This is a genomic window from Patescibacteria group bacterium (assembly GCA_022563395.1).
Classification (GTDB): domain Bacteria; phylum Patescibacteriota; class Minisyncoccia; order Minisyncoccales; family UBA10102; genus 01-FULL-49-22b.
Map to the genome: position 1 here is coordinate 66,423 of JADFNM010000001.1, position 24,157 is coordinate 90,579.

At 45.6% G+C, this 24,157-nt stretch carries 30 protein-coding genes; all 30 read left to right on the forward strand.

Annotated features, from left to right (window positions below; all coding sequences use genetic code 11):
* A complete protein-coding gene (locus tag IH982_00365; protein ID MCH7828311.1) occupies nucleotides 1-756 on the forward strand; it encodes a coenzyme F420-0:L-glutamate ligase in 756 nt (251 codons plus the stop codon).
* A gap of 74 nt (nucleotides 757-830) precedes the next feature.
* Entirely contained in the window at nucleotides 831-1,235 is a 405-nt protein-coding gene (locus IH982_00370; GenBank protein MCH7828312.1) for an adenylyltransferase/cytidyltransferase family protein, read from the forward strand.
* 79 nt (nucleotides 1,236-1,314) lie between these two features.
* Nucleotides 1,315-2,058: a F0F1 ATP synthase subunit A gene (gene atpB / locus IH982_00375; protein MCH7828313.1), complete on the forward strand. Its 744-nt coding sequence runs from the start codon at nucleotides 1,315-1,317 to the stop codon at nucleotides 2,056-2,058.
* Between the two features lie 36 nt (nucleotides 2,059-2,094).
* On the forward strand, nucleotides 2,095-2,322 hold the full coding sequence (gene atpE / locus IH982_00380) for an ATP synthase F0 subunit C (GenBank protein ID MCH7828314.1): 228 nt from the start codon (nucleotides 2,095-2,097) through the stop codon (nucleotides 2,320-2,322).
* Nucleotides 2,322-2,837: a F0F1 ATP synthase subunit B gene (gene atpF / locus IH982_00385; GenBank protein ID MCH7828315.1), complete on the forward strand. Its 516-nt coding sequence runs from the start codon at nucleotides 2,322-2,324 to the stop codon at nucleotides 2,835-2,837. The genes atpE and atpF overlap by 1 nt, the downstream gene beginning before the upstream one ends.
* A complete protein-coding gene (locus IH982_00390) occupies nucleotides 2,821-3,210 on the forward strand; it encodes a F0F1 ATP synthase subunit delta (GenBank protein ID MCH7828316.1) in 390 nt (129 codons plus the stop codon). Before atpF ends, IH982_00390 begins: the two co-directional genes overlap by 17 nt.
* 2 nt (nucleotides 3,211-3,212) lie before the next feature.
* Entirely contained in the window at nucleotides 3,213-4,742 is a 1,530-nt protein-coding gene (locus IH982_00395) for a F0F1 ATP synthase subunit alpha (GenBank protein MCH7828317.1), read from the forward strand.
* 16 nt (nucleotides 4,743-4,758) lie between these two features.
* Nucleotides 4,759-5,685 (forward strand): ATP synthase F1 subunit gamma, encoded by a 927-nt coding sequence (gene atpG, locus IH982_00400; GenBank protein ID MCH7828318.1) that lies wholly within the window; start codon nucleotides 4,759-4,761, stop codon nucleotides 5,683-5,685.
* A gap of 28 nt (nucleotides 5,686-5,713) precedes the next feature.
* Complete coding sequence (gene atpD, locus IH982_00405) at nucleotides 5,714-7,105, forward strand: F0F1 ATP synthase subunit beta (GenBank protein ID MCH7828319.1); 1,392 nt, start codon at nucleotides 5,714-5,716, stop codon at nucleotides 7,103-7,105.
* Complete coding sequence (locus tag IH982_00410; GenBank protein MCH7828320.1) at nucleotides 7,102-7,347, forward strand: hypothetical protein; 246 nt, start codon at nucleotides 7,102-7,104, stop codon at nucleotides 7,345-7,347. Before atpD ends, IH982_00410 begins: the two co-directional genes overlap by 4 nt.
* Before the next feature lie 190 nt (nucleotides 7,348-7,537).
* Nucleotides 7,538-8,098 carry an NAD(P)H-dependent oxidoreductase gene (locus IH982_00415; protein ID MCH7828321.1) on the forward strand — a complete coding sequence of 187 codons (561 nt, stop codon included), beginning with the start codon at nucleotides 7,538-7,540 and terminating at the stop codon, nucleotides 8,096-8,098.
* 13 nt (nucleotides 8,099-8,111) lie between these two features.
* Complete coding sequence (locus IH982_00420; protein ID MCH7828322.1) at nucleotides 8,112-8,423, forward strand: winged helix-turn-helix transcriptional regulator; 312 nt, start codon at nucleotides 8,112-8,114, stop codon at nucleotides 8,421-8,423.
* A gap of 46 nt (nucleotides 8,424-8,469) precedes the next feature.
* Nucleotides 8,470-8,706 carry a glutaredoxin family protein gene (locus IH982_00425; protein MCH7828323.1) on the forward strand — a complete coding sequence of 79 codons (237 nt, stop codon included), beginning with the start codon at nucleotides 8,470-8,472 and terminating at the stop codon, nucleotides 8,704-8,706.
* A gap of 6 nt (nucleotides 8,707-8,712) precedes the next feature.
* Nucleotides 8,713-9,750: a DUF3179 domain-containing protein gene (locus IH982_00430; protein MCH7828324.1), complete on the forward strand. Its 1,038-nt coding sequence runs from the start codon at nucleotides 8,713-8,715 to the stop codon at nucleotides 9,748-9,750.
* A 216-nt stretch (nucleotides 9,751-9,966) separates the two neighbouring features.
* Nucleotides 9,967-10,491 carry a TlpA family protein disulfide reductase gene (locus tag IH982_00435; GenBank protein MCH7828325.1) on the forward strand — a complete coding sequence of 175 codons (525 nt, stop codon included), beginning with the start codon at nucleotides 9,967-9,969 and terminating at the stop codon, nucleotides 10,489-10,491.
* 2 nt (nucleotides 10,492-10,493) lie between these two features.
* A complete protein-coding gene (locus tag IH982_00440; GenBank protein MCH7828326.1) occupies nucleotides 10,494-10,652 on the forward strand; it encodes a hypothetical protein in 159 nt (52 codons plus the stop codon).
* Nucleotides 10,649-10,858, forward strand: coding sequence for a hypothetical protein (locus tag IH982_00445; GenBank protein ID MCH7828327.1), 210 nt, complete (start codon nucleotides 10,649-10,651; stop codon nucleotides 10,856-10,858). Before IH982_00440 ends, IH982_00445 begins: the two co-directional genes overlap by 4 nt.
* Before the next feature lie 3 nt (nucleotides 10,859-10,861).
* A complete protein-coding gene (locus IH982_00450) occupies nucleotides 10,862-11,674 on the forward strand; it encodes a sulfite exporter TauE/SafE family protein (GenBank protein MCH7828328.1) in 813 nt (270 codons plus the stop codon).
* Between the two features lie 3 nt (nucleotides 11,675-11,677).
* Nucleotides 11,678-12,829, forward strand: coding sequence for a Glu/Leu/Phe/Val dehydrogenase (locus IH982_00455; protein ID MCH7828329.1), 1,152 nt, complete (start codon nucleotides 11,678-11,680; stop codon nucleotides 12,827-12,829).
* A gap of 15 nt (nucleotides 12,830-12,844) precedes the next feature.
* Nucleotides 12,845-14,260 (forward strand): glucose-6-phosphate dehydrogenase, encoded by a 1,416-nt coding sequence (gene zwf, locus IH982_00460; GenBank protein MCH7828330.1) that lies wholly within the window; start codon nucleotides 12,845-12,847, stop codon nucleotides 14,258-14,260.
* Between the two features lie 21 nt (nucleotides 14,261-14,281).
* A complete protein-coding gene (gene gnd / locus IH982_00465) occupies nucleotides 14,282-15,187 on the forward strand; it encodes a decarboxylating 6-phosphogluconate dehydrogenase (GenBank protein ID MCH7828331.1) in 906 nt (301 codons plus the stop codon).
* The gene (locus tag IH982_00470) at nucleotides 15,184-15,894 is read left to right on the forward strand and encodes a 6-phosphogluconolactonase (GenBank protein ID MCH7828332.1); all 711 of its coding nucleotides are present in this window, start codon (nucleotides 15,184-15,186) and stop codon (nucleotides 15,892-15,894) included. Before gnd ends, IH982_00470 begins: the two co-directional genes overlap by 4 nt.
* A 23-nt stretch (nucleotides 15,895-15,917) precedes the next feature.
* Entirely contained in the window at nucleotides 15,918-16,730 is an 813-nt protein-coding gene (locus tag IH982_00475; GenBank protein MCH7828333.1) for an ROK family protein, read from the forward strand.
* Complete coding sequence (locus tag IH982_00480) at nucleotides 16,723-18,540, forward strand: glycoside hydrolase family 15 protein (protein ID MCH7828334.1); 1,818 nt, start codon at nucleotides 16,723-16,725, stop codon at nucleotides 18,538-18,540. Before IH982_00475 ends, IH982_00480 begins: the two co-directional genes overlap by 8 nt.
* The gene (locus IH982_00485) at nucleotides 18,537-19,496 is read left to right on the forward strand and encodes an FAD-dependent oxidoreductase (protein ID MCH7828335.1); all 960 of its coding nucleotides are present in this window, start codon (nucleotides 18,537-18,539) and stop codon (nucleotides 19,494-19,496) included. Before IH982_00480 ends, IH982_00485 begins: the two co-directional genes overlap by 4 nt.
* A 21-nt stretch (nucleotides 19,497-19,517) precedes the next feature.
* A complete protein-coding gene (locus IH982_00490; GenBank protein MCH7828336.1) occupies nucleotides 19,518-20,225 on the forward strand; it encodes a DsbA family protein in 708 nt (235 codons plus the stop codon).
* Nucleotides 20,225-20,851: a DUF3105 domain-containing protein gene (locus IH982_00495; GenBank protein MCH7828337.1), complete on the forward strand. Its 627-nt coding sequence runs from the start codon at nucleotides 20,225-20,227 to the stop codon at nucleotides 20,849-20,851. The genes IH982_00490 and IH982_00495 overlap by 1 nt, the downstream gene beginning before the upstream one ends.
* Nucleotides 20,852-20,949: 98 nt before the next feature.
* The gene (locus IH982_00500) at nucleotides 20,950-21,426 is read left to right on the forward strand and encodes a hypothetical protein (GenBank protein MCH7828338.1); all 477 of its coding nucleotides are present in this window, start codon (nucleotides 20,950-20,952) and stop codon (nucleotides 21,424-21,426) included.
* Between the two features lie 505 nt (nucleotides 21,427-21,931).
* Nucleotides 21,932-22,786, forward strand: a complete 855-nt coding sequence (locus IH982_00505; GenBank protein ID MCH7828339.1) for an MBL fold metallo-hydrolase — start codon at nucleotides 21,932-21,934, stop codon at nucleotides 22,784-22,786.
* 74 nt (nucleotides 22,787-22,860) lie between these two features.
* On the forward strand, nucleotides 22,861-23,955 hold the full coding sequence (locus tag IH982_00510) for a nucleoside monophosphate kinase (protein MCH7828340.1): 1,095 nt from the start codon (nucleotides 22,861-22,863) through the stop codon (nucleotides 23,953-23,955).
* The last annotated feature ends 202 nt before the right edge of the window (nucleotides 23,956-24,157 follow it).

Genomic DNA, 24,157 nt, shown 5'->3' on the forward strand with positions numbered 1-24,157 from the left:
ATGGATATGAAAGTAACAGCTCTAAAGACAAAAAAGATTACCCCAAAGGATACCGATATCTTGGAGATTCTTGACAGGTATCTTCTGCGCTTAAAAGACAGGAGTGTGGTTGCTGTCACCTCAAAGATTGTAGCTATTTGTGAAGGAAGGGTGGTGCCAGAAAAATCAGGAGGCAAGGACAAACTTATCATCAGGGAAGCAGAGTATTACCTTCCCCGTACTTCTAGCAGGTATAACATTATGCTCACGGTGAAGGGAAACGCTATCAATTTCTCTTCTGGCATAGATGAGTCCAATACCGGGGGGTACTTTGTCTTGTGGCCCAAAGATCCCCAAAAGTCTGCAAATACAATTCGGGAATACCTTATTAAAAAACACAAGAAAAAGAACATTGGTGTTGTTATTTGTGACACCGCTTCCGTGCCCTTGCGTTGGGGGCAGCGAGGAGTGTTTGTCTTGGCGCACAGTGGGTTTGCCGCTTTAAACTCCTACATTGGAAAACTGGATATCTTTGGCAGACCCTTGAAGATGACGTCTGCTGCAGTAGCCGATGCTTTGGGAGCCGCTGCCGTGTTGGTGATGGGAGAGGGAGCAGAGCAGACTCCTTTGGTTGTTATTGAAGATGTTCCTTTTGTAAAGTTTAAACAGAGAAACCCGACCAAAAAAGAGCTTGAGAAGTTACAAATGCCGTTGGAAGATGACCTTTATGCCCCGTTATTGAAAGCAGTAAAATGGCGCAAAGGGGGTTCTGCCTAAATCTCGTTTAGGTGTGGATAACTAAACGAGATTTAGGCAAAATCGCTTATTCCTTAAAAGAGATTAACTTTCAGATGAAAAAGAGAGTTGTGGTATTTGGGATATTTGATGGTATCCATGATGGTCATAGAAGTCTCTTCCGTCAGGCAAAGAGGTATGGAGACGAGCTTGTTGTCGTTATCGGAAGAGATTCTGCTTCTTTAAAATGGAAGGGGAAGAACCCAAAGTATAACCAAGAAACGAGGCGAGCCCTCGTTTTGAAAGAAGAGCAGGTAGACCAAGCAGTATTGGGAGATGAGGAGCAGTCTTCCTATAAAGTGTTAGAAAATCTAAATCCCGATGGTATTTGCTTAGGATATGACCAGGATGATTTAGCTCAGGATTTGAGGCTATGGCTCAAGAAGATGGGTCGAGAAACACCCATCTACATTCTTAAACTTCACCACCCTCATATTAACCACACTTCTTTCCTTTCCTAATTCCTGCCTTCGTGAATTTTAAGGTATTTACAAAAGCGTTTTAAGGTGGTATCCTATCTTGACCGCATTGTTTTGATATATGCATATTAGTCTACAAGCTGAAACCTTAGGTATATTATTTGGTATCCCCATTACCAATAGTTTAATTCTTTCTGTAGTAACCGCCCTTCTTTTGGTTGGAGGCGGTCTTTTTGTGGCCTATTCTTTAAAAGTCATTCCAAACAGGGTCCAGGGAGCAGCCGAGGTTGTATTAGACGGCATTCTTTCTTTCATGGCACAAACCTTAGGAAGCATGGACCAGGCAAAGAAGTTCTTTCCCTTGGTGACCACCATCTTTTTGTTTATCCTGCTGAACAACTGGATTGGGGTATTGCCGGGAACAGGTTCTATTGGGTTTTTTGAGATGCATGATGGCAAAGAGGTATTTATCCCGTTCTTTCGTTCTGCAAACAGCGACTTAAACACCACCTTTGCCTTGGCTTTAATAAGCATGATTGCAATTCAGTTGTACGGCGTAAAGAAACTCGGGGTGTGGGGTCATGTTTCAAAGTTTTTGGTGTTGACGAAGGGTCCTATAAACTTCTTTGTTGGTATCCTTGAATTGGTAGGAGAGTTTGCCAAGGTGCTTTCCTTCTCCTTTAGGCTCTTTGGAAACATCTTTGCAGGAGAGGTCTTGCTTTTGATTGTGATGATGCTTGTTCCATTTTTGGCCCCATTTCCCTTTTTACTGCTGGAGTTTTTCGTGGGCTTTATTCAGGCCCTTGTTTTTGCTATGCTAACCATGATTTTCCTGAAGATGGCAGCCCTAAAAGTTCAACATTAAAAGGTCAGAGAAGATAACAGAAAAAAGACAATTACTATGGAATTGGAAGTATTAAAATCTATTGGAGCGGCTCTGGCCATTGGCTTGGGTGCCTTGGGACCTGGCATTGGTATTGGGATCTTGGCTGGAAAAGCAATGGAGGCAATTGGACGTAACCCCGAGGCTTCACAAAAGATACAGACCTCAATGATCTTGGCCATTGCGTTTGCAGAAGCCATTGCCATTTATGCTTTGGTCGTCGCCCTTATTATCCTGTTCGTGTAATGTCAGAGCTTCTTTCTAATCTTGGTATTGATATGAGGCTGCTGCTGGCGCAGGCAGTGAACTTTTTGTTGGTGCTGTGGCTTTTACATCGCTTCGTATTCAAGAGAGTCTTAAAGTTCTTGGACGAAAGAAAGCAGGGTATTGAAAAAGGAGTGGAGCTGACAAAAAAAGCCAAGCTTGAAATGGAGAGGATTGGAGAGGCAAGAAAAGTGGCCATGGGAAAGGCACGGGAGCTTGCAGAAAGCATGGTGGTGGAAGCCAAGAGCAAGGGGCAAGCTGCGCAAAAGGAGATTGTGGAGGAGGCCAGGACAACAGCAGAAGTTCTTTTGGAGAAGGCAAAGCAGGAGTCAGAACGAAAAAAGCAAGACGCTTTGCGGGAAGCTGAGGCAGAGATGCAAAAAAGAGCGTTCTTCCTTGCAGAAAAGGTCCTTTCCCGTTCTTTGACCAAGGAAGACGAAGCTATCATGGGGCAAGATTTGTTAAGGGAAGTTAAAGGACATGACAAAGAAAGCTAGCATATATGCAAAGGTTTTAGTGCAATCTTTTAAGGGAGCTCCAGAGAAAGAGCAAAAAATGATTGCAGCAAGATTTAAGAGTCTTTTAAAAAAGCGGGGCGATCTGCGTTATGTAAGTTCGATACTCCAGGAGTTCGCAAAGCTCTGGGAAGAAAGGAATGGAAAGATTGCCCATGTCCTAACAGCTCACGAACTTCCCGTATTGTATGCTCATTTAATAAAAAGTGCATTGAAAAAACAGGGATATCAAGTAAAGACAGAACTCAATGAGAGTCTCATTGGAGGAACTGCCATATTTTTGGGGCAAGAATATCTTTTTGACAATACCGTGAAAGGAAAACTACAAAAACTGAGAGCTGTATTACAGTCATAGCAATGGCAAGAGATCACGTTTTTGAAATTTTGCAAAAGGAACTGGAAGGAAAATCTTTGAGCCCTCAAAAAGAGGAGATTGGAAGAGTTGTATCTGTGGGGGACGGCGTGGTTTTAATTGAAGGGCTTCCCAATGTTATGTTTTCTGAAATGGTAGAAATTACGAGGTGGCCCCAGGAGGAGAACCAAAAGAGTATTCCGGCTTTGGTTTTGAGCTTAGAAGAATATACTCTTGGAGCCGTGATACTTGGAGAGGACAAAGATATTCAAGAAGGGGATTTGGTGAAGAGAACTGAAAAAGTTCTTTCCGTACCCGTAGGAGAGGCTTTGCTGGGAAGAGTGGTAAATCCCTTGGGCAAGCCCATTGACGGGAAAGGAAGCATTGCTACAGAAAAACAGCTTCCCATTGAGAGACCGGCCCCTGCGGTGCTAGACAGGCAGGCCGTGAACACATCTTTGGCTACCGGCATTAAGGTGGTGGATGCTGCCATTCCCATTGGAAGAGGCCAAAGAGAACTGATTATCGGAGACAGGCAAATAGGGAAGACCGCTTTGATTCAAGATACCATTTTGAATCAATTAAACGAACCAGAGGAAACAAGACCCATTTGTATTTACGTTGCCATTGGGCAAAGGGCTTCAAAGGTAGCGCAGTTGGTAGGTGAGTTAGAAAAGAGGGGGGCAATGGAGTACACCATTGTGGTTGCGGCAACCGCTTCAGACCCTGCTTCTTTGTGGTATGTTGCCCCGTATGCCGGATGCAGCATGGGAGAGTATTTTCGCGACAAAGGTAAGGATGTTCTAATAATCTATGACGATCTTTCAAAGCATGCTTGGGCATGGCGTCAAATTGCATTGCTGTTGCGCCGGCCTCCGGGAAGAGAAGCATACCCTGGTGATGTTTTCTATCTTCATTCAAGACTTTTGGAAAGAGCAGCATGTTTGTCTGAAGAAAAGGGTGGAGGTTCTTTGACTGCGCTTCCCATTGTTGAAACTCAGCTGGGGGACGTTTCCTCATATATTCCAACCAACATCATTTCCATTACCGATGGGCAAATCTATCTTGAAACCGATTTGTTTGCAAAGGGACAGAGGCCTGCGGTAAATATTGGTTTATCCGTGTCTCGTGTAGGCTCTGCTGCACAGGCAAAAGCAATGAAAAAGGTGGCTTCTCAGTTAAAGCTGGATTTGGCGCAGTATCAAGAGTTGGCTGCGTTTGTGCAGTTCGCCCAGGATTTGGATGAGACAACAAGAAAGAGAATTGATAGGGGAGCACGGCTCGTTGAGACATTAAAGCAAGGGCAGTTTGAAGTTTTGCCCATGGAAGAACAGGTATGCTTGCTGTTTGCAGTAAACAAAGGGTACTTTGATGAGGTTGCAGTGGAAAATGTGCGCGTGGGCGAGAAAAGGCTCTTGGAGCACTTGCGAAACAATGAGACAGGATTGCTGCAGACGATCCGAGACAGTAAGGATCTGGACAATGAAACCCAAGGGGCACTACAAACAGTATTAGGAGAATTCAAGATATCCTAAACGAGATTTAAGCAATATGCCTTTTTCTTCACGACAACTCAAAGGAAAGATCCGTACGATAGGGAATATCAAGCAGATTACCAAGGCAATGCAGATGGTATCTGCAACCAAAATGCGTCGTTCACAAGAAGTCGCCCTGCGCGCCCGTCCTTTTGCAAAGGAGGCACTTTCCTTGCTGCGAAATTTGGTACGCCATGAAGAGGTTTTAGAGCAAGAAAGCATCTATTTTAGAGAACCAAGCAACAAAAAGACTTGCCTTATCGTCGTAACCTCAGATAAAGGGCTGTGCGGAAGCTTCAATAGTCAGATTACAAGGATGGCATTCCAGTGGCTTTTAGGCAACGACAATGTGGACATTGTTGCCGTGGGAAGAAAGGGCAGAGATTTCTTTAAGGCGAGAGGAATAGCGCCTGTGGCAGAGTTTCTTTTATTCTCAGATATTGTTTCTTTGCATGATGTAGCCCCGCTTTCAGAATGGGTGCTTAAGGCTTTTGAAAAAGGCAGATATACAAGAATAGTGATTGTTTCCACGCAGTTTTTCTCAGCATTGCTGCAAAAACCCAATATCCGACAGCTTCTTCCTTTAGACATGAAAGAATTAAAAGATGCGGTGGAAAACATTGCACCCAAAACGGGAAAATATGCAGATTGGAATAGTAAGGAGAATGAAAAGGAAGAACTCCCGCATCTTTTAGAACCTTCCCCAGAGGCAATCACACAGTCTTTGGTGAGAGACCTATTGCGAGTGCAGATTCTTCACTACATCTTTGAGTCCAATGCTTCAGAACATTCAGCGAGAATGGTTGCAATGAAGAATGCCACAGAAAACGCAACGTCTCTTGAAGATGAGCTGCAGCTTGCATTGAATAAGGCAAGACAAGCTGCGATTACGCAAGAGTTAACTGAGATTTCAACAGCAAAAGAAGCATTAAGTAACGAGTAATGCCTAAACGAGATTTAAGCAACAAGCCATGAATACAGGACATATAGTACAGATTATGGGTCCGGTGGTAGACGTGGAGTTTGAAAAGCAGCTCCCGTCCATAAACACCGCTTTGGAAGTGAAGCTGGAAGAAGCCGCCGAAGGCGAGCCTCGCCCTGCTGGGCGGGGCACTCTCGTTCTTGAGGTAGCGCAGCATTTAGGTGGAAACAGGGTTCGAACCATTGCAATGAGCTCCACAGATGGGCTTAAAAGAAAGGCTGAAGTTCAAGATACTGGCAAGACCATTTCAGTTCCTGTGGGAGAGGAAGTGCTGGGTAGAATGTTTAATGTGTTAGGTCAACCCATTGATGGAAAAGGAGAAGTTAAGGGAACACGTTCTTCTATCTATCAGGCACCTCCAAAATTGGAAGACCAAAAGACAGAACCTGAATTATTTGAAACCGGAATTAAGGTGGTGGACTTGTTGGCCCCTTTCTTGAAAGGAGGAAAGGTTGGTTTGTTTGGAGGAGCTGGAGTTGGAAAGACCGTGCTGCTCCAAGAGTTAATTCACAACACCGCAAAGGAGCACGGTGGATATTCCGTGTTTGCCGGGGTTGGGGAGAGAACAAGAGAGGGAAACGATTTGTACCGCGAAATGGAAGAGTCTGGGGTGCTTAAGAACACCGCCTTGGTGTTTGGGCAAATGAATGAGGTTCCAGGGGCGCGGTTTCGCACTGCCTTGACGGGACTAAGAATGGCAGAGTATTTCAGAGACGAGAAAGGAAAAGACGTTCTCTTGTTCATAGACAACATCTTTCGTTTTGTGCAGGCGGGTTCTGAGGTTTCTGTGCTTTTGGGGCGAATGCCCTCGGCCGTGGGATATCAGCCCACCTTGGCTACAGATATGGGAAACCTGCAAGAGCGGATTACGTCTACCAAAAACGGGTCCATTACCTCGGTGCAAGCAATCTATGTGCCGGCAGACGACATTACTGATCCCGCCCCAGCAACCACCTTTTCTCACTTAGATTCCACCGTGGTATTGTCTCGTGAGTTGGCTTCTTTGGGTATTTATCCTGCGGTAGATCCTCTGGATTCCCGTTCTTCTGCCTTAGATCCAAGAATTGTGGGGCAAGAGCATTATGATGTAGCCCGTGATGTGCAGAGAATCCTGCAGCGCTACAAAGAACTGCAAGACATTATTGCAATTCTTGGCATGGAAGAACTCTCTGACGAAGATAAGCTTACCGTTGCAAGAGCGAGAAGAATCCAGAGATTTCTTTCCCAGCCCTTCTTTGTTGCGTCGCAGTTTACGGGAAGAGAAGGAAAGTATGTGCCGAGAGAAGAAACCATTAGAGGATTTAAAGAAATCATTGAGGGGAAGCACGACGCAAAAGATGAGTCTGCCTTCTACTTGAAAGGCAGCATAGATGAAGTATGACATTTCCACTTTTGGTGTTTGCGATAGATAGGGAGATTTTTGTGGGTAAAGCCGAATCCGTGAGCGTTCCCGGGGCAGACGGTGACCTGCAAATTTTAGCTGACCATACCCCTTTAATCTCCCAATTGAAGGAAGGGGATATGATTATCCGGGGAGAAAACGGAACGGAAAAGAAGCTCCCCATTTCAGGCGGAGTTCTGGAAGTGAAAGAAAAAGAAGTGGTGGTATTGGTGAACTTTTAGAAGAATACAACATTGTTAAGGCAGACCAACTGCCTCGGTTTTTATTGGAAAGTGTATACTCCCTTAATGAAATTATGGGTTCCTTAATTTCATTTAGGAGACATGCGATCTTTGGAGTGGGAGGGGACTTGACAAGGTTGTATGGCGCATGATATCGTTTAGATAGTTATAGAAACGTTTAATTAATAGTATGGAGCGAAAGTTGTTTCTCCCCATTATTTTGGCCACAAACCGACAGGGTAGGCAGTCTGAGAACGTTGCCAAGTTGTTGCTGGAAACTATGAAAGGCCGAGAAGGTGTTGAAACGCAGCTCTTTGATGTTCGGGATTTTAAGTTTCCCCAAGATGACTATGGGCAGGATATAAAGGGGCAATTCCCTGAATGGCGGGATGCTATTATTAAAGCAGACGGTCTCGTGATTGTAACCCCTGAGTATAACCATGGGTATCCTGGTCCTCTAAAATCTGCACTTGATCTTTTACTGCCAGAATATATACATAAGGTAGTAGGTTTGGCGGGAGTATCCATGGGTCCTTGGGGCGGCACAAGGGTCATTGAGAACTTGCTCCCCACGATGCGAGAGCTGGGACTCGTGGCAATTTCTGCCAATCTGAATTTTCCCCGAGTACAGGAGTTGTTTGACGAAAAAGGGAACTTAAAAGACAAGACGTATGAAAAGCGTATTGCAGGATTTCTCGATGAGCTAGAATGGATGGCTCAGACTCTGAGATGGGGAAGAGAGAATCTGTAAGTTAAAGAATAATATGCTCAAAGAAAAGGAATTACAGAAAGTACAAAAATCCTTTACTGAGGCCAAAGACCGCATGGCCTTTATATTTGAGGCACTGGGAGATTCAACTCGCTTAAAAATCTTTCGGTTGCTTTGTCAAAAGAAAGGATTGTGCGTGACGGATGTTGCGAATGTATGCGGGATATCGGTTCCCGCCGCCTCCTACCAGCTAAAGATTCTTGAGATTGTGGGGTTAGTACAGCGAGAACGGGAAGGGAAGATGGTTTGTTATGAGCTGCGAGAGGAAGACCCCATGGTGAAAAATATTATGATGATTATTAAATAAAAGAAGAGAAGGTCGAAGCATAAGCAGTTTAAATTCAATCAAATGTATGGCAGATGTAACCATTTACACTACTCCAACGTGCGTATACTGCAGGGCAGCAAAGGAGTTCTTCAAGGAGAACAATGTTGAGTATGAAGAAAAGAATGTTGCCGAAGACGAGCAGGCCAGAGATGCCATGGTAGAGAAGTCAGGTCAGCTTGGCGTTCCCGTCATTGATGTGAAAGGGAATATTGTTGTTGGCTTTGACGAAAAGAAGCTCTCAGAACTTTTAGGAGTCAAATAAGGAAGCATGAAGCGTGGCATTATCATTCTTTTACTGCTGGCTGCCGGCGTAATCCTGGGAACAGTTCTTCTGCGCCAGCAATCCTCTTCTTTTGACTTGCCAAAGGGAGGAGATACCGTCGTTGAAACTATAACGGTGGAAGATGTTGACCAGAAAACCATGGTAGAAAAAGAGATTTTCGTAACCGACGGGGTAAGGCACAGCGTACCCTTAGAGGAGATTTTGAGCGGGGGGCCACCTAAAGACGGCATTCCTTCTATTGATAACCCAAAGTTTATCTCTTCAAAAGAAGCAGATGCTTGGTTGAAAGATGAGGAACCTGGCATTGCATTTTCTCAAGGAGACACGCATCGCTTTTACCCCTACCAGATTATTGTGTGGCATGAGATTGTGAACGATACCATAGAAGGGGAAAGGGTTTTAGTAACCTATTGTCCTCTCTGCCTTACAGGTTTTGTGCTTGATCCCGTGGTACAAGGAGAACGGGTGGAGTTTGGAACATCGGGGAAATTATGGAAGTCTAATCTTGTAATGTATGATAGAAAGACAGACAGCTTGTGGTCTCAGGTGTTGGCTGAAGCCATTGTGGGTGAAATGACAGGAACGAAACTTGCTATCCTTCCCTCAGATCAGATGCGGTACGGCAACTGGAAAAAGAAATTTCCCCAGGGAGAAGTTCTTTCTCAAGACACGGGCGCGCGCAGATTCTACGGACAAAACCCGTACGGCGACTACTTTACTGCAACAGGCCTTGCGCTTTCTTTGGCAAACCCAAAAGATACGAGACTCTCAAACGATGCATTTGTATTTGGAATCGTAATCAACGGAAAGGCAAAAGCGTATTCTACAGAGTCAGTAAAGCAACAGGGAACAGTGGAAGATTCTTTTGAAGGAACAGATCTTGTCCTGCGCCACGATACAGAACTTGATGTGGTGCGAATGTACAAAAAGGGCCCCGGAGGAGAGGAAGAACGAATAAACCCAATCAGTGGATTCTGGTTTTCCTGGGCTGCTGCTCATCCCGATACAGAGTTGTATAAGTGATAAAGAAAAGGTCATAGAGAATATAAGTTAACCATAGCAACACAATATGTTTTACAACGAAGATACTCCTAAAACGTGCGAGGGCTGCGGACATGCGCATGGAGAAGATGGAAAGTGTACTGATAGTACGTGTGGTTGCTAATAAGTAATTCCTGGGGGATGCCTTAGCGAGACCAAGGAATCCTTGGTCTCGCTAAGAGCCTCCTAACACTTTTTATGTCTAAGTTTGTTATTTTTGGCATCATCGTTGTAGTCGGTATTGGAGGGGGAATCCTGCTCTTGACACAGGGAGGAACTCCTGGAGAACAGCAGGAGGTTACGTCTCAGGGAGCTGGACGTGAGCTTGCCGATCTTACGCTCATTGACTACGAGGGAAACAACGTAGCGTTAACTGATTTTGTTGGCAAGCCTTTGGTGGTCAATGCCTGGGCTGTGTGGTGTCCTTTTTGCGTAAAAGAGCTCTCTGAGTTTTCTCTACTCCAAAAAGAGTTCCCCGAAGTGGTAGTTATTGCCATTGACCGGGCCGAATCCTTGAATACCGCAAAATCGTATACCGATGACATCGGCATCACCCAGGATTTGGTGTTCTTGCTCGACCCCAAAGATTCCTTCTACAAGTCCATTGGAGGATTTTCCATGCCCGAGACCTTGTTTGTTGATAAAGATGGTGTGATTCAAGACCACAAGCGAGGGCCAATGGATTTAGATGAGATGAAGCGTAGAGTGGAGAAGATATTATAATTATGGTGAAAGAAATCAAACAAGATGAATATGTCTGTGAGGCGTGCGGGTATCGCTATAGAGCGAGAGAACTAGCTGAGCGGTGCGAAGCATGGTGCACAGAGCACCACAGCTGCAACCTGGAAATTACCGCACAGGGCATGCCCCCAGAAGAACTATGAATATTGAATTTGTTGGTTTTACCCTAGACGTCATCGGCAAAATCATGGTGGCCTTCACAGCCATCATGGTGCACTATCGCTTTCGCAAAGAACACAAGATTGATGAGAGGGTGTTCCGCACGATGAGGAGAGAACAGTTGCTTGGGATCATTGGTATCTTCTTCATTATCCTCGGATTCCTTTTGCAGGCGCCCTTTAAGCTTTAAACTATGGAACCCATCAGTCTCACCTTTATCCTCGCAGCCTTTGTTGCCGGCATCATTACTTTTTTAGCGCCCTGCACGTTACCTTTGGTGCCAGGGTATTTGAGCTTTATTAGCGGCTCTTCGGTTGCCGATTTACAAGACCCGACAAAGGCAAAAAAAGCACGGCTCAAGATTTTTCTGAACGGGGTCTTTTATGTGATAGGATTTAGTGCGGTGTTTATTCTGCTGGGAAGTTTGTTTGGTCTTGGGGGAGCAGTATTTTTCCAGTATCGTTCTCTCATAACCAGGATAGGGGGCGTGCTCATTATTTTCTTTGGGCTATTTCTCTTGGCTCCTGCAATTACCAGCTTGAGCAAAGGGAAAATCAATCTTCTTCATTTTCCGCTATTCCGTTTTCTGGTTCCAGAGCGCCAGATGCGGGTACTGGGAAAACTTAAACCAGGAACCCCATTCAGTTCTCTTATGTTTGGAGGTACGTTTGCGGTTGGGTGGACTCCTTGTGTTGGGCCGATTTTAGGGGCAATTCTAACGTTTGCTGCCTCTTCTGCCACGGTGGCGAAGGGCGCTTTTCTCCTGTTTGTGTTCTCTTTGGGACTGGCAGTGCCTTTTTTGCTTACCGCCCTTGCCATTGGTTGGGCTTCAAAGCATTTCGCCAAGCTGGGCAGATATCTCAACTGGGTAGCTATTGTGGGAGGAGTCTTTCTTATTATCCTTGGAATCTTTATGGTAACCGACAGTTTTGTCATTTGGATTGCATATGTGTATAATGCGCTGCAGTTTCTGAATTATGAAGAGCAGTTATTAGATCTCTTGTAATATATGCAGCAAAAGCACGCTTCCTCGCATGGCGAGTACGATCAATGGGGGCCAGAAATTGTGCTCAAGGTCTATGACCCAGCCCTTCACATGACTGGGTTTTTGGTGGTTGACAATACCGTGTTGGGTCCAGGAAAGGGAGGCATTCGAATGACCCCCAATGTGACAGAAGAGGAAATCAGGAGGCTGGCCCGGGCCATGACCTTTAAGAACTCCTTGGCAGAGTTGCCTTTTGGTGGTGCAAAAGGAGGAATTGTGTGGCCAGGAGGTTCAGATAAGCTAAAAAAGCAGTACGTACAGTCGTTTGCAAGAGCAATTTCATTGCTGACTCCAAAAAAGTACGTTGCAGGACCCGACGTGAATACCGGAGATCAAGAAATGCAGTGGTTTGTGGAGGCAACAGGAAATTGGAGAAGTGCCACGGGCAAACCGGCATCTCTTTGCATGCTGGTATTTGGGGAAGGGGGATCGGTAGAACAATGTGGCATTCCCCATGAATTTGGCAGCACTGGGTTCGGGGTAGCTCACTCTGCCAAGATTGCTTCTGAGTTTTTGGGATTGGATATTCGCGGCCTCAAGGTTGCAATTCATGGCTTTGGAAACGTGGGAAGCTTTACCTATAGTGTGTTAACTGATATGGGTGCAAAGGTTGTTGCCATAGCCGACGCAAGGGGTGCGGTGCATGTTGAGAGTGGATTCAAAAAAACCCAGATGAGACCCTTAATACAGCACAAAGCTTCTATTATGGAGTACAAAGGAGGGGAAAAGATTTCCTCAGAGGAGTTCTGGGGCTTGCCAGTAGACATCCTGATTCCAGCTTCCGTGACCGACGTCATTCACAAGGGCAACAAAGATCAGATTAAAGCAAAGATCATTGTGGAGGGAGCCAACATTCCCATGCGAGAAAATGTTGAAGAAGAACTGCACAAAAGAGGTATTCTTATTGTCCCTGATATTGTCGCAAACGCAGGTGGAGTTATCAGCTCATATGCTGAGTTTCGCGGATACAACCCAAAGCGCATGTTTGATACCGTGGAGCGAAAGATAAAGGAAAGTACAAGAAAGGTACTTCAAAAGAGTTTGAGGACCAAAGAGAATCCGAGAACGGTTGCGCTTAAGCTGGCAGCAGCCAGAATTGATGAGGCGCAAAGATAATACTACAATAGACGAATGAATAATAAAGAAACTCTCCCCACCATATTTGTTATCTTGGGCGCAACCGGAGATTTGATGCGCAGGAAACTCATCCCGGCGCTCTTTCATCTATACAAGGAAGGAAATCTTCCCAAGCTTTTTCAGGTGGTCGGTTTTTCCAAGGACAGCTTAGATAAGGAAAGATTCCAGCAGATGGTGGCAGAGATGACGAAAGCTAAGGTTGCGGCAGCCGCAGAAGAGATAGCTTCTTTTTCCAAATTCTTTGTATACCAGCAAGGAACCTTTGGGGAAAGAGAAGGATACAAGAAGTTAGCTGAGTTTCTTGGAATGAGAGACCAAGAGTGGCAGGTCTGCTCCAACAAACTCTTTTACCTGGCGGTCCCCCCAGAACACTACAAAACTATTTTCCAAAACCTTCATGCAACTGGACTTACGAAACCCTGCAGTCCAGAGGAGGGATGGACTCGTGTTATCGTTGAAAAACCCTTTGGCAAAGACTTAAAAACAGCACAAGAGTTAGACCGCATGCTGGGAAAGTTGTTTAAAGAAGAACAGATTTACCGCATGGACCATTACCTGGGAAAGGAAACCGTGCAGAACATCTTGGCGTTTCGTTTCTCCAATTCCTTCTTGGAGCCCGCCTGGAACAAGGATTGGGTGGAAAGCGTTTCCATACGGCTTCTGGAAAAAGAAGGAATCGGAGAGCGAGGCATCTTCTATGATGGTATGGGCGCATTGCGCGATGTTGGCCAAAACCACATGCTTCAGCTTCTGGCGCTTTTTCTCATGGAGAGCCCGGCATCCTTTCAAGCGGACGCTGTTCGGCATGCACGCTCGCAAGTATTCAAGGCGCTGCAAGTTCCTATGGGGAAAGCGCTGCTGGAAACGACGATACGGGGACAGTACAAAGGATATGCGCAAGAAAAAAACGTTGCAAAAGATTCAAAGACCGAGACCTACTTTCGCATTGTGACGTCTTTGAGCAATGCTCGATGGAAAGGCGTGCCCATTATCTTAGAAAGCGGCAAAGCAATGGAAAAAGACCTGGTGGAAGTGCAAGTAGTGTTCCGGCATCCGGGCTTCTGTCTATGTCCCGACAAGAACGAGCATTACAAGAATGTGCTGCATTACACGATACAGCCAGACGAGGGGGTGCGTCTGAAGTTCTGGGTGAAAAAACCTGGAACAAAGATGCAGATTGAAGAAAAGGACTTCGTGTTTGATTACAAAGAGGCCTTTGAGGGAGAAGAATTCCAAGATGCATATGAGCGGTTGCTCTTGAGTGTTATTGAGGGAGATCAGACCCTGTTTGTGAGTACCGAGGAGATTATGGCAAGCTGGAAGTTTGTCGATTCTATCTTGCGAGGTTGGGAGAAAGCAAACGCCCCTCTGGTAATGTATCCTCAAGGAGCTTTTGTTATAGAAACTTAGTTAAACTAAGTTTACAAAAGTATGAAAAAAGAAATCGGATTTATAGGGTTAGGTAAGATGGGTATGGCAATGGTGCAAAGGCTTTTGAGAAAGAGATGGCGTGTTGTGGTGTATGATATTAATGGAAGAGTACTGAGAGTTGCAGTAAGAAAAGGCGCTGTGGCAGCTTCAAGCCCAAAGGAGTTAGCGCAAAAGCTCTCTATGCCGAGAACCGTGTTCTTGATGGTTCCGGCAGGTAGGCCCGTGGACAAGGCTTTGTTTGGAAAGCAAGGATTAATAGGCGCTCTCAAAAGAGGGGATGTGGTGATTGACGGAGGCAATTCTTTCTTTAAGGATTCTGTGAGAAGAGCTGCTCGATTGAAAAAGAAGGGGATTCACTACTTGGACACAGGGATTTCAGGGGGACCTGTATCAGTTAAACAGGGAAAGTTTGCCATTATGGCAGGTGGGGAAAAGAGGGTATATGAAAAGACCAAACCCTTGTTTCGCGCTCTTTCAGATACCGCCTCTGGTTACATGGGGAAATCCGGAGCAGGCCACTTTGCCAAGATGGTGCACAACGGCATTGAATACGGCATGATGCAGGCTCTGGCCGAGGGGTTTTTTGTATTGAAGAAATCTCCTTTCCGTTTTCGCTTAGAAGAAGTCGCTAACATATACAGCCAAAACAGCATCATTACTTCAAGATTGGTGAGCTGGTTGAAAGAGGGGTTCGAAGAATACGGGGAAGATTTAAAAAAGGCTTCCGGCAGTGTAGCCCATACTGGTGAGGGGGAGTGGACCGTGAAAACCGCAAAAGAGTTGAGGGTTTCAGTCCCCATTATTAAGGGAGCTTTTGATTTCAGGGTACGCTCTGCAAAGAATCCAAGCTTCACAGGAAAGATTCTTTCTACGTTGAGAGCGGTATTTGGTGGACACAAAATATGATGGAGATTACGCGCACAAAGAATAAGGAAGAAGCTATAAAAAAAGCCTCATCGCGCTTGAACCAAATTTTGGACGCACATTCTCACGTGCCCACACTGTTTTTATCTTCTGGCGGTTCTTCCTCGGGACTATTAGAACGCATTGTCATTTTCCCGCCAAACTTTATAGTCGGAATGACTGACGAGCGGTTCTCAGAGGACCCCAAGGTGAATAACTTTGCCCAGTTGGCTGAAACTGGGTTTTTTGAGAAGGCCCAGGATCGTGGAGCATATTTTATTGATACAAGAGTGCAGCGGGGAGAAGACCTGGAGGTTTTTGCTAAGCGTTTTGAAGCAGCACTCACGAATTGGAAAGAAGAACACCCTGGAGGAAGAATTGTCATTACCCAGGGTGTGGGGGCTGACGGACATACTGCAGGCATCATGCCCTATCCCAAAGAGAAGAGCAGATTCCAGGAACTTTTTGAGGGTGATGCCTTGGTGCGGGGGTATGACGCACAAAAGAAGAACGAGTATCCTTTAAGAGCAACAATAACACTGCCTTTTTTGCGTATGGTAGACCATTCAGTACTGTACATGGTGGGCAAAGAGAAGAAAGAAGCACTCAAACGAGCGCTCAAGGTCGAAGGAACATTGTGGGAAACGCCAGCTCGCATTATTCATGAAATGAAAGAGGTTCATATATTCACCGATATTCAAATTTCCTAAATTTCATTTAAGACACATTGATTATGTATTTATTGTTCGACATTGGAGGAACAAAGTGTCGCTACGCGCTTTCACGTGATGGTGAAACGATCGAGAAGTCCGTGGTTATCCCAACGCCCCCTTCGTATGAAGAGATACTTTTAAAGTTTAAAGAGATACAAGAGAGCCTGCCGCCTGGAGAACTGCAATCGATCGCAGCGGGATTGGCGGGTCCCCTGGATTCAGCGCGGAGCATGCTGGTGAACTCTCCGCATACGCCAGCCCTCATAGGAAAGCCGTTTAAACGAGACGTCGAGAATATATTCAAAGTTCCGGTCTCGCTTGAGAATGATGCTGTGGCGGCCGGTGTGGGGGAGGCTGTTCAAGGAGCAGGGAAGGGGAAATCTATTGTTGTGTATATGACCGTGAGTACGGGAGTTGGAGGAGCACGAATCATAGATGGAAGGGTTGATCGCAGTGCCATGGGTTTTGAGCCCGGGCACCAGATTATTGACCAGGGAAAAAGCCTAGAGCTAGAGCAGTTGGTTTCTGGGAGTGGAGTTGCAGCCCGCTACGGCAAAGACCCCAGAAAGATTGCAGACAAAACGATATGGGATGAGCTGGCGCGGCTGCTTGCGGTCGGGTTGAACAACACGATTCTTCATTGGTCCCCGGATATCGTTGTGCTTGGCGGCTCCATGATTCTCGGAGACCCTGCGATTTCTTTGGACATGACAAGGAAGTATCTGAAGGATATTCTAACCATATTCCCAGAACTTCCTCCTGTTGTGAAGGCAGAGCTTGGAGATGCGGCAGGGTTATATGGAGCCTTAGAACTGGCAAAGCAGCATGTATAAACCCATTCGTGACTACGCCATTATTGGGAACCTGAGATCCGCAGCCCTGGTTTCAAAGGAAGGTTCGGTTGATTGGGCTCCGGCTCCCTACTTAAACTCACCCTCGGTGTTTGCTGCCTTGCTGGACGAGCAAAAAGGGGGAAGTTGGAGTATAGCTCCCACGGAATCCTATAAGGTAAAGCAAGAATACCTTGGTTTTACCAATATTCTTGTGACCCGCTTTACTACCGACAATGGGGTGGTGGAAGTTGTAGATTATATCCCAGCTCAAGCCGGAAAAGCCATGGAAGAGCGAGAAAAAGCAGAGGTTCATAGAAAGATTACATGCACAAAGGGAACCTGTGAAGTTCAGGTTATCTTTGCTCCACGCTTTGACTATGCCAGAGGAGAAACCACACTTTCTTTCACTGAGCATGGCCTTGGAGTAGACCATGAAGGCACAAGAAAGGGAGAGCTGATTTCTCCTGGCGAGTATGCAATTTACGGCAACGTTGCAACCGGCACCCTTGCTTTAAAAGAAGGAGAGTCAGCATATCTTGCTTTTCACTACCATGAGACAACAAAGGAAGACTGGGCAGATGAGCATTACGAAGAGGAGCTTAAAGAAACCAAAAAATTCTGGGAGGATTGGGTCCATCGCTGCGATATTAAAAGCTGCCCGCTTTCGGGTCCCTGGCATGATTTGGTGGTGAGGTCTTCTCTGGTCTTAAAGATTCTCTTTTTTGAACCGCCTGGCTCCATTGCGGCAGCTCCTACTACCTCTTTGCCAGAGGCCATTGGGGGAGTAAGGAATTGGGATTATCGGTTTTCCTGGATTCGAGACTCCTCTTTTACCTTGCAAGCGCTTTTTCAAATGGGATATGTGAGGGAAGCACGAGCGTATGTGGATTGGCTGTTGGATGAATGCTGCAGCTTGAGAAACTTTGACCCAAAGGATGTTCAAATTATGTACGGATTGCAGGGCGAGGTGAATCTAAGAGAGGAGATTCTCCCGCATTTTGAGGGATATAGAGGTTCAAAGCCCGTGCGCATTGGCAACTCGGCACATCTTCAAAAGCAGTGGGACATTTACGGTTCCATGTTAGACACAGTCTGGCGCATCCATTTAATGGATGAGAGCTACAAGATAGAAGAGAGCACCTGGAACATTCTTCGCAAGTTTGCAAACTATGTGGTGGAGATTTGGCGTCAGCCAGATGAGGGTCTCTGGGAAGTTCGCGGAGGAAGGCAGCACTTTGTGTATTCCAAGGTTATGTGCTGGGTTGCCTTGGACCGTGCAATAAAGATCGCAAGAGAATACGGCTTTGAGGGAGAGGTTGAAGTGTGGGAAAAGGAGAAGGAAGCCATTTTTTCTGCAGTCATGAAACAAGGATGGTCAGAACAAAAGCAGTCCTTTGTACAGAGTTTTGGTTCTCAGGATTTAGACGCCTCTTTGCTTTTAATGCCCGTAGTTGGATTTATCAACGGGAAAGACAAGAGAATGATTTCTACCATCAAAGCTATTGAGAACGAACTTTCCGTGATGAATGGGCTTCTCTTGCGCTATACCGCCAAAGACGGTCTGCCAGGTAGAGAAGGCGCTTTTCTGCCAGCTTCCTTTTGGTTGATTGATGCCTTAATTTTTGCTGGTGAAAAGTCGAGGGCGAGAGTATATCTTGCAAGTTTAACAAAACTGGCAAACCATGTGGGGCTGTATTCAGAAGAGATCAACCCCAAAAGTCTGGAATTCTTGGGAAACTTTCCCCAGGCCTATACCCACATTGGCTTGATTAACAGTGCCTTTTACTTGTATAATATAAAGGATCTATGAAGTACGATCTCATCATTATTGGGTCTGGAGCGGCGGGTCTTTCTGCTGCGCTCTATGCGAGGCGCTACAAAATGGAAACCTTGGTGATTGAGGGGGAGTTTGGGGGTGAGACGGCCACTGCAGGAGCAATTGAAAACTACCCTGGCATTCTATTCATTGATGGGTTTGATCTGGTAAAGGCAATGCAAAAGCAGGCAAAGGACATTGGAGCTGTGTTTGAAAAAGGAAAGGCAGAAAAGATCAGTTCTGATGGGAATTGTTTTACCGTTAAGGTTGGCGAAAAGGAATTTCAAGGCAACACTGTTATTCTTGCCATTGGCTCTCAGCGGCGTCACCTTGGCCTTCCCAATGAAAAGGAGTTAACCGGAAAGGGAGTGCATTACTGCGTCACGTGCGACGGCCCGGTATACAGCGGCAAAACGGTTGCCATGGTTGGCGGGGGAGATTCTTCCGTGAAGGGAGTGAACTTTCTTTCTGAGTATGCTAAGAAAATCTATCTTATTGTCCGAGGGAAAGAAGTAATGGCAGAACCCGTGAACCTCGAGCGCATGAAAGCTCAGGGCAATAAGGTTGAGGTGTTGCTGGAAACTGAGGTTGCAGCGATTATGGGAGAAAAGTTCTTGGAGAAACTCGTTCTTTCCAAGGAATACAAAGGATCAAGGGACCTGAAGGTGGATGGTATGTTTGTGGAAGTTGGTTTTGATCCCGACAAGACCTTTGCAGAACAGCTTGGTATTGAGTTGGATGAAAAAGGATATATGAAGGTGGATAATTTGATGAAAACAAATGTGCCGGGCGTATTTGCAGCAGGAGATACAACGAACCACTTTGGGAGATTTAAGCAGGACATTACGGCCGCAGCTCTTGGGTCGGTTGCTGCAACCTCTGCTTACGAGTATCATCAAACCCATGGAGATATCTGCGAACTGCATGGAAAGGTTCCAGATACTAAATAGTTAAGGACACAGAGAATATATATGGTTAACAACCTTAAAGAATACAAAGAGCTGTTTTTGCCGGGTGCCATCGTGTTTGCGGCTTTGGTCATTGGAAGCTCCATTATTTACTTAGCTAATATGGGTGAAGGAAGTGTGCCAGAACGCGCAGGCTCGACCGCACAGCGAGAGACTTCCACCAATACGGTGGATAACAACGGATCCACAGTTAACTTTACCATCGGCGTAAACGACCATATTCGGGGTAATCCCAATGCGAAAGTAACCTTGGTGGAGTTTTCGGATTTTGAGTGTCCTTTCTGTCAGCGTTTCCATCCTACGGTTCTTAGGGCTTTGTCGGAGTATGACGGAGATCTTCGCTGGGTGTACAAGCATTTTCCCTTAGACAATATTCATCCACAGGCACGTCCTGCAGCAGAAGCATCGGAATGCGTATGGGAGCAAAAGGGGGACGAGGGATTTTGGGAATTTGCAGATGCCATGTTTGAAAGCCAGAGTCGTTTGGGAAATGCGTTTTATGAAGAAGTTGCCTTAGGAATTGGGGTTAATCTTTCGCAGTTTCAAACCTGTGTTTCAGAAAGAAAGTACCAAGACAAGGTGGAGCAGGACTATCAGCAGGGAATACAGGGCGGGGTTGCAGGAACTCCAGGTTCTTTTGTGAACGGAGTGCCGGTGCGCGGGGCCATACCCTATTCTCAGTTGCAATCAATCATTGAAGCGCAACTCTGATGGAAGAACAGCTATCAAAAAAAGAGAGGAAGGACTTAAGGCACCAGGAAAAGCGCGAAGGACAAATACACGAACGAAGAATGAGAAAGACCAAAAAACTTGTTATCTGGGCAATTTCTCTTGGTGTTATTGCGGTGGCAGGGTGGTTTGGCATTCAAGCTTTGACCCCAGAACCTTTGGGCGAGGATTACTCCCGTGTAATACCTCAGGAAGGCGGAACGCATGTTCAGGAAGGAACGCGCGTTTTGTATCAGTCAAATCCACCAACATCGGGGAATCACTGGGCTACTCCTTTGCGAGACGGCATCTACGATGTAGAGAAGCCGGACGAGGCTGTAATCCACAGCTTGGAGCATGGAAGGGTTTGGATTACCTACAAGCCCGACATTGGGCAGGAAGCCATTGCGGCTTTGAAGGACGCCGTAAAGGGGCAGTCTGGCACTATCATGAGCCCGCGTGTAGCTAACGAGACTGACATTGCGTTGGCTGTGTGGACGAGACTCGATACGTTTAATCTTCGTGAGGACGGTACGCTTGATGCAAAGCGCGTTCGTGAGTTTATTCAACGCTATCGCAATAAAGGCCCAGAATATGTGCCTCAAAATACCGGCAAAACCTACGAATAATGAGCAGAAAGACACTGTATGTGTTGGGTTATTGAGAAACTGCTTTTTGGGTACAATTGACAAAGGTCGTTTTGTATAAGAAATAATAGAAAGTATACATGATGAATAAATACATTCTTATCGTTGGGATTGTTGCTGTAGCTGGAATCGGGTGGTATGTGTGGAGTACAGGTGCGTTCACGCAGGCTCCTGCGGACAGGGAAAGAGAAGAAGGTCTAGCAGAGATGAGTGAGCCGGAGGTGGTGAATGAGATAACAGTGAATCTTGAGGAACAGAATGGATCTGGCGAGAGCGGAATAGCAATTATCACGGAAGTGGAAACAGGAATAAGGGTTGTTTTGCGCTTGACCGGTGCGCCAGAGGGCGTAACACAGCCAGTACATATCCATGTGAATTCATGCACCGATATTGGTGGGGTTCAGTATCCTTTAGAGTTTACAGGAGATGGTTATTCTGAAACCATGCTTGAGGTTTCCATGGCTACATTGCAGGCTGGTCTGCCTTTGTCGATAAACGTGCATAAGTCAGATGAAGAAGCAAGTGTGTATGTTGCTTGTGGAGATATTGTGCTGTAACTGTTAATGGAATGTATTGAAAACAGAACAAAGAGTCGTCCTTGAGGCGGCTTTTTGTAATGTTCAAGAATCGTCCCGGATTTGGATGGGGGGCTTGACTACTACTTTGGCTTTATTTAAGGTATAATAAGAACTTGAGGGGTAAACCCTCAAAACCTTGATGTTTCACTTCGTTCAACATTGAGAATGAGACGTAAAGAGAGGGAAAGGTCGTTTGGTATAACCTAACCATTATTCATAATATGGCTGATCCTACTGAGGGATACTGTGTAAAGTGTAAGGCAAAAAGAGAGATACAGGGTGCCAGAGAGGTTCCCATGAAGGGAAAGGGCGGAAAAACACGGAGAGCTATGACAGGCACCTGCCCAAAATGCGGCACGAAGATGTTCCGAATTTTGGGGAATAAGTAAACTATTAAGAAGGCTATTTTGCAACCCCGCCCTCTATGCTGTCGGAGTGATAAGTAGGTCATCCAAACAGCTTAGAGGGCGGGGTTTGTGTTGGCATGAAAGTTACTCTGATTGTTCTAGTGTTCCTGGGGGCAAGCTTTATCGCCCCAGTCCTTTGGAGCGAAGTTCTTTTTAGCCCCTCTTTGGAGCTTGCTTTCTTTGATGTTGGGCAAGGAGACGCCATATTCTTTGAAACGCCACAGGGCCACCAGGTTCTCATTGATGGAGGACCGGATGCGAAGGTTCTTTTAAGGCTTGGAGAGGTTATGCCCTTTTGGGATAAGACCATCGATCTTGTTGTTTTAACTCATCCCGATGCAGATCATGTTGCGGGATTGGTGAATGTGCTTTTGAGCTATGAGGTTAAGAATGTTCTCTGGACCGGCAAGAGAAAGGATACCAAGGTATTTAAGGCTTTTGAGAAGGCCTTGAAAAAAGAGGGCACGCAAGAGATTCTGGCTAAAGCAGGACAAAGAATTGTGTTTGAGGGATCTGAAGCCGTGCTTGAGATTCTGTATCCAGAGCAGGGAATTGATATTCAGAAAGAAAAGAGCAACGAAACCTCTATTATTGCAAGATTAGTATATGGAGAGCACGAAGTCCTTCTTTTGGGAGACACGACAAAGAAGATAGAGAAAAGGGTGGTTAAAGCAGAAAGTGAGCTTGTAGCTGATATTCTGAAGATTGCTCATCATGGTTCCAAAACCTCAACTGCCCGGGAGCTTTTGGGGGCGGTGGGACCTTCTACCGCGATCATTTCCGTTGGCAAGGATAATAGATTTGGACATCCACATCCAGAAGTTCTTGCGAATTTGGCGGAATATGGTATAAAAGTACGCAGAACAGACCAAGAGGGTACTATTCTATTTTATTTCCCCCTACCTAAATTCCATTCAGGTGGGGATAACTAAATAGAATTTAAGCAAATACGATTATATTTTTATTTGTGTGTTGCCTAAATGAGATTTAGGCAGAATGGATTATCATGGAGCAACCAAACGCAGGGAAAATTGAATTCCCGCTTTTTAAAACGAAAATCGTAGGGCTTGACCGAACATTTAATCTTACCAGCCCTCAAGAGCAAAAGGAGTATTTTGAAGCAAAAGCAGGAGAGGAGATTGCGAAGCTTCAAAAGTACCTTTCTTTAAATACCTTCATTGCGTATTTTCTTGGTAAAAAAAATGCCGGCAAAGGAACATATTCAAAAATGTTTGCTGAACTTGTTGGCCCAGAACGTATCTCTCACGTTGCCATAGGAGACATCGTACGAGATCTAGATAGCGTTATTCAGGATCCTGCGAGAAAGAAAGAACTCCTCACCTTTCTTGAAAAGTCTTATCGGGGATGGGTTTCTCTTGATGATATTATCTCAAGCCTTGAAAACCGGAGTACCCAATCCCTTCTTCCAACCGAACTTATTTTAGCTCTTGTAAAGAAGGAAATAGCAAAAAGAGAGAAGAAGGCGATTTTTCTTGACGGATTTCCACGTACGTTGGATCAAATTTCATATTCCTTGTTCTTTCGCGACCTGGTTGGGTACCGAGACGACCCAGACTTTTTCACCCTCATTGATGTGCCTACAAGCGTGATTGATGAGAGAATTAAATGGCGAAGAATATGCCCCGTGGACCAAACTTCAAGAAACCTAAAACTTCTTTCAACGCTTAAGGTAGGATACAAAGAAGATACAAAAGAATTTTATCTTATCTGTGATCATCCAAATCATGGCGGCAAGGAAATTGAAATGGTACCAAAGGAGGGGGACGAGCTCGGCACAGGGCCCATCAAAGCACGTTTAAAGATGGATGCAAAACTCATGGAGCAGGCATTCAACTTGCATGGAATTCCGAAAATCCTATTGCGAAATACCGTACCCGTAAATGCAGCACATGAATACATTGATGATTACGAAATTACTCCGGAGTATGTGTATGAGTGGCAAGAACAAGAGCAGAAAGTAAAAGTTCTTGAGAAGCCGTGGGTGGTTAAAGACGATAAAGGAGTTTCTTCATATAGTCTTCTGCCTCAAGCCGTAGTGGTTTCTCTCATCAAACAAATGGTTCGGGTATTGGGATTGTGAGGTTGATTTGACGAGGTCCCTTACCTCTGTGGTACAATACAAGAAGCCCCGTTCTTCTTTTAAATTTTCCGCTATATCTTTCTTAGGAAGCTGGGCAGAGTGTGACCCGTGGGTTACACCTCACCGTGGCATCCACTTAGACCTTTGTCGGAAATATTTATAGGAGAATAGGGCGTACAGCCCCGCCCTCTATGCTGCCGGA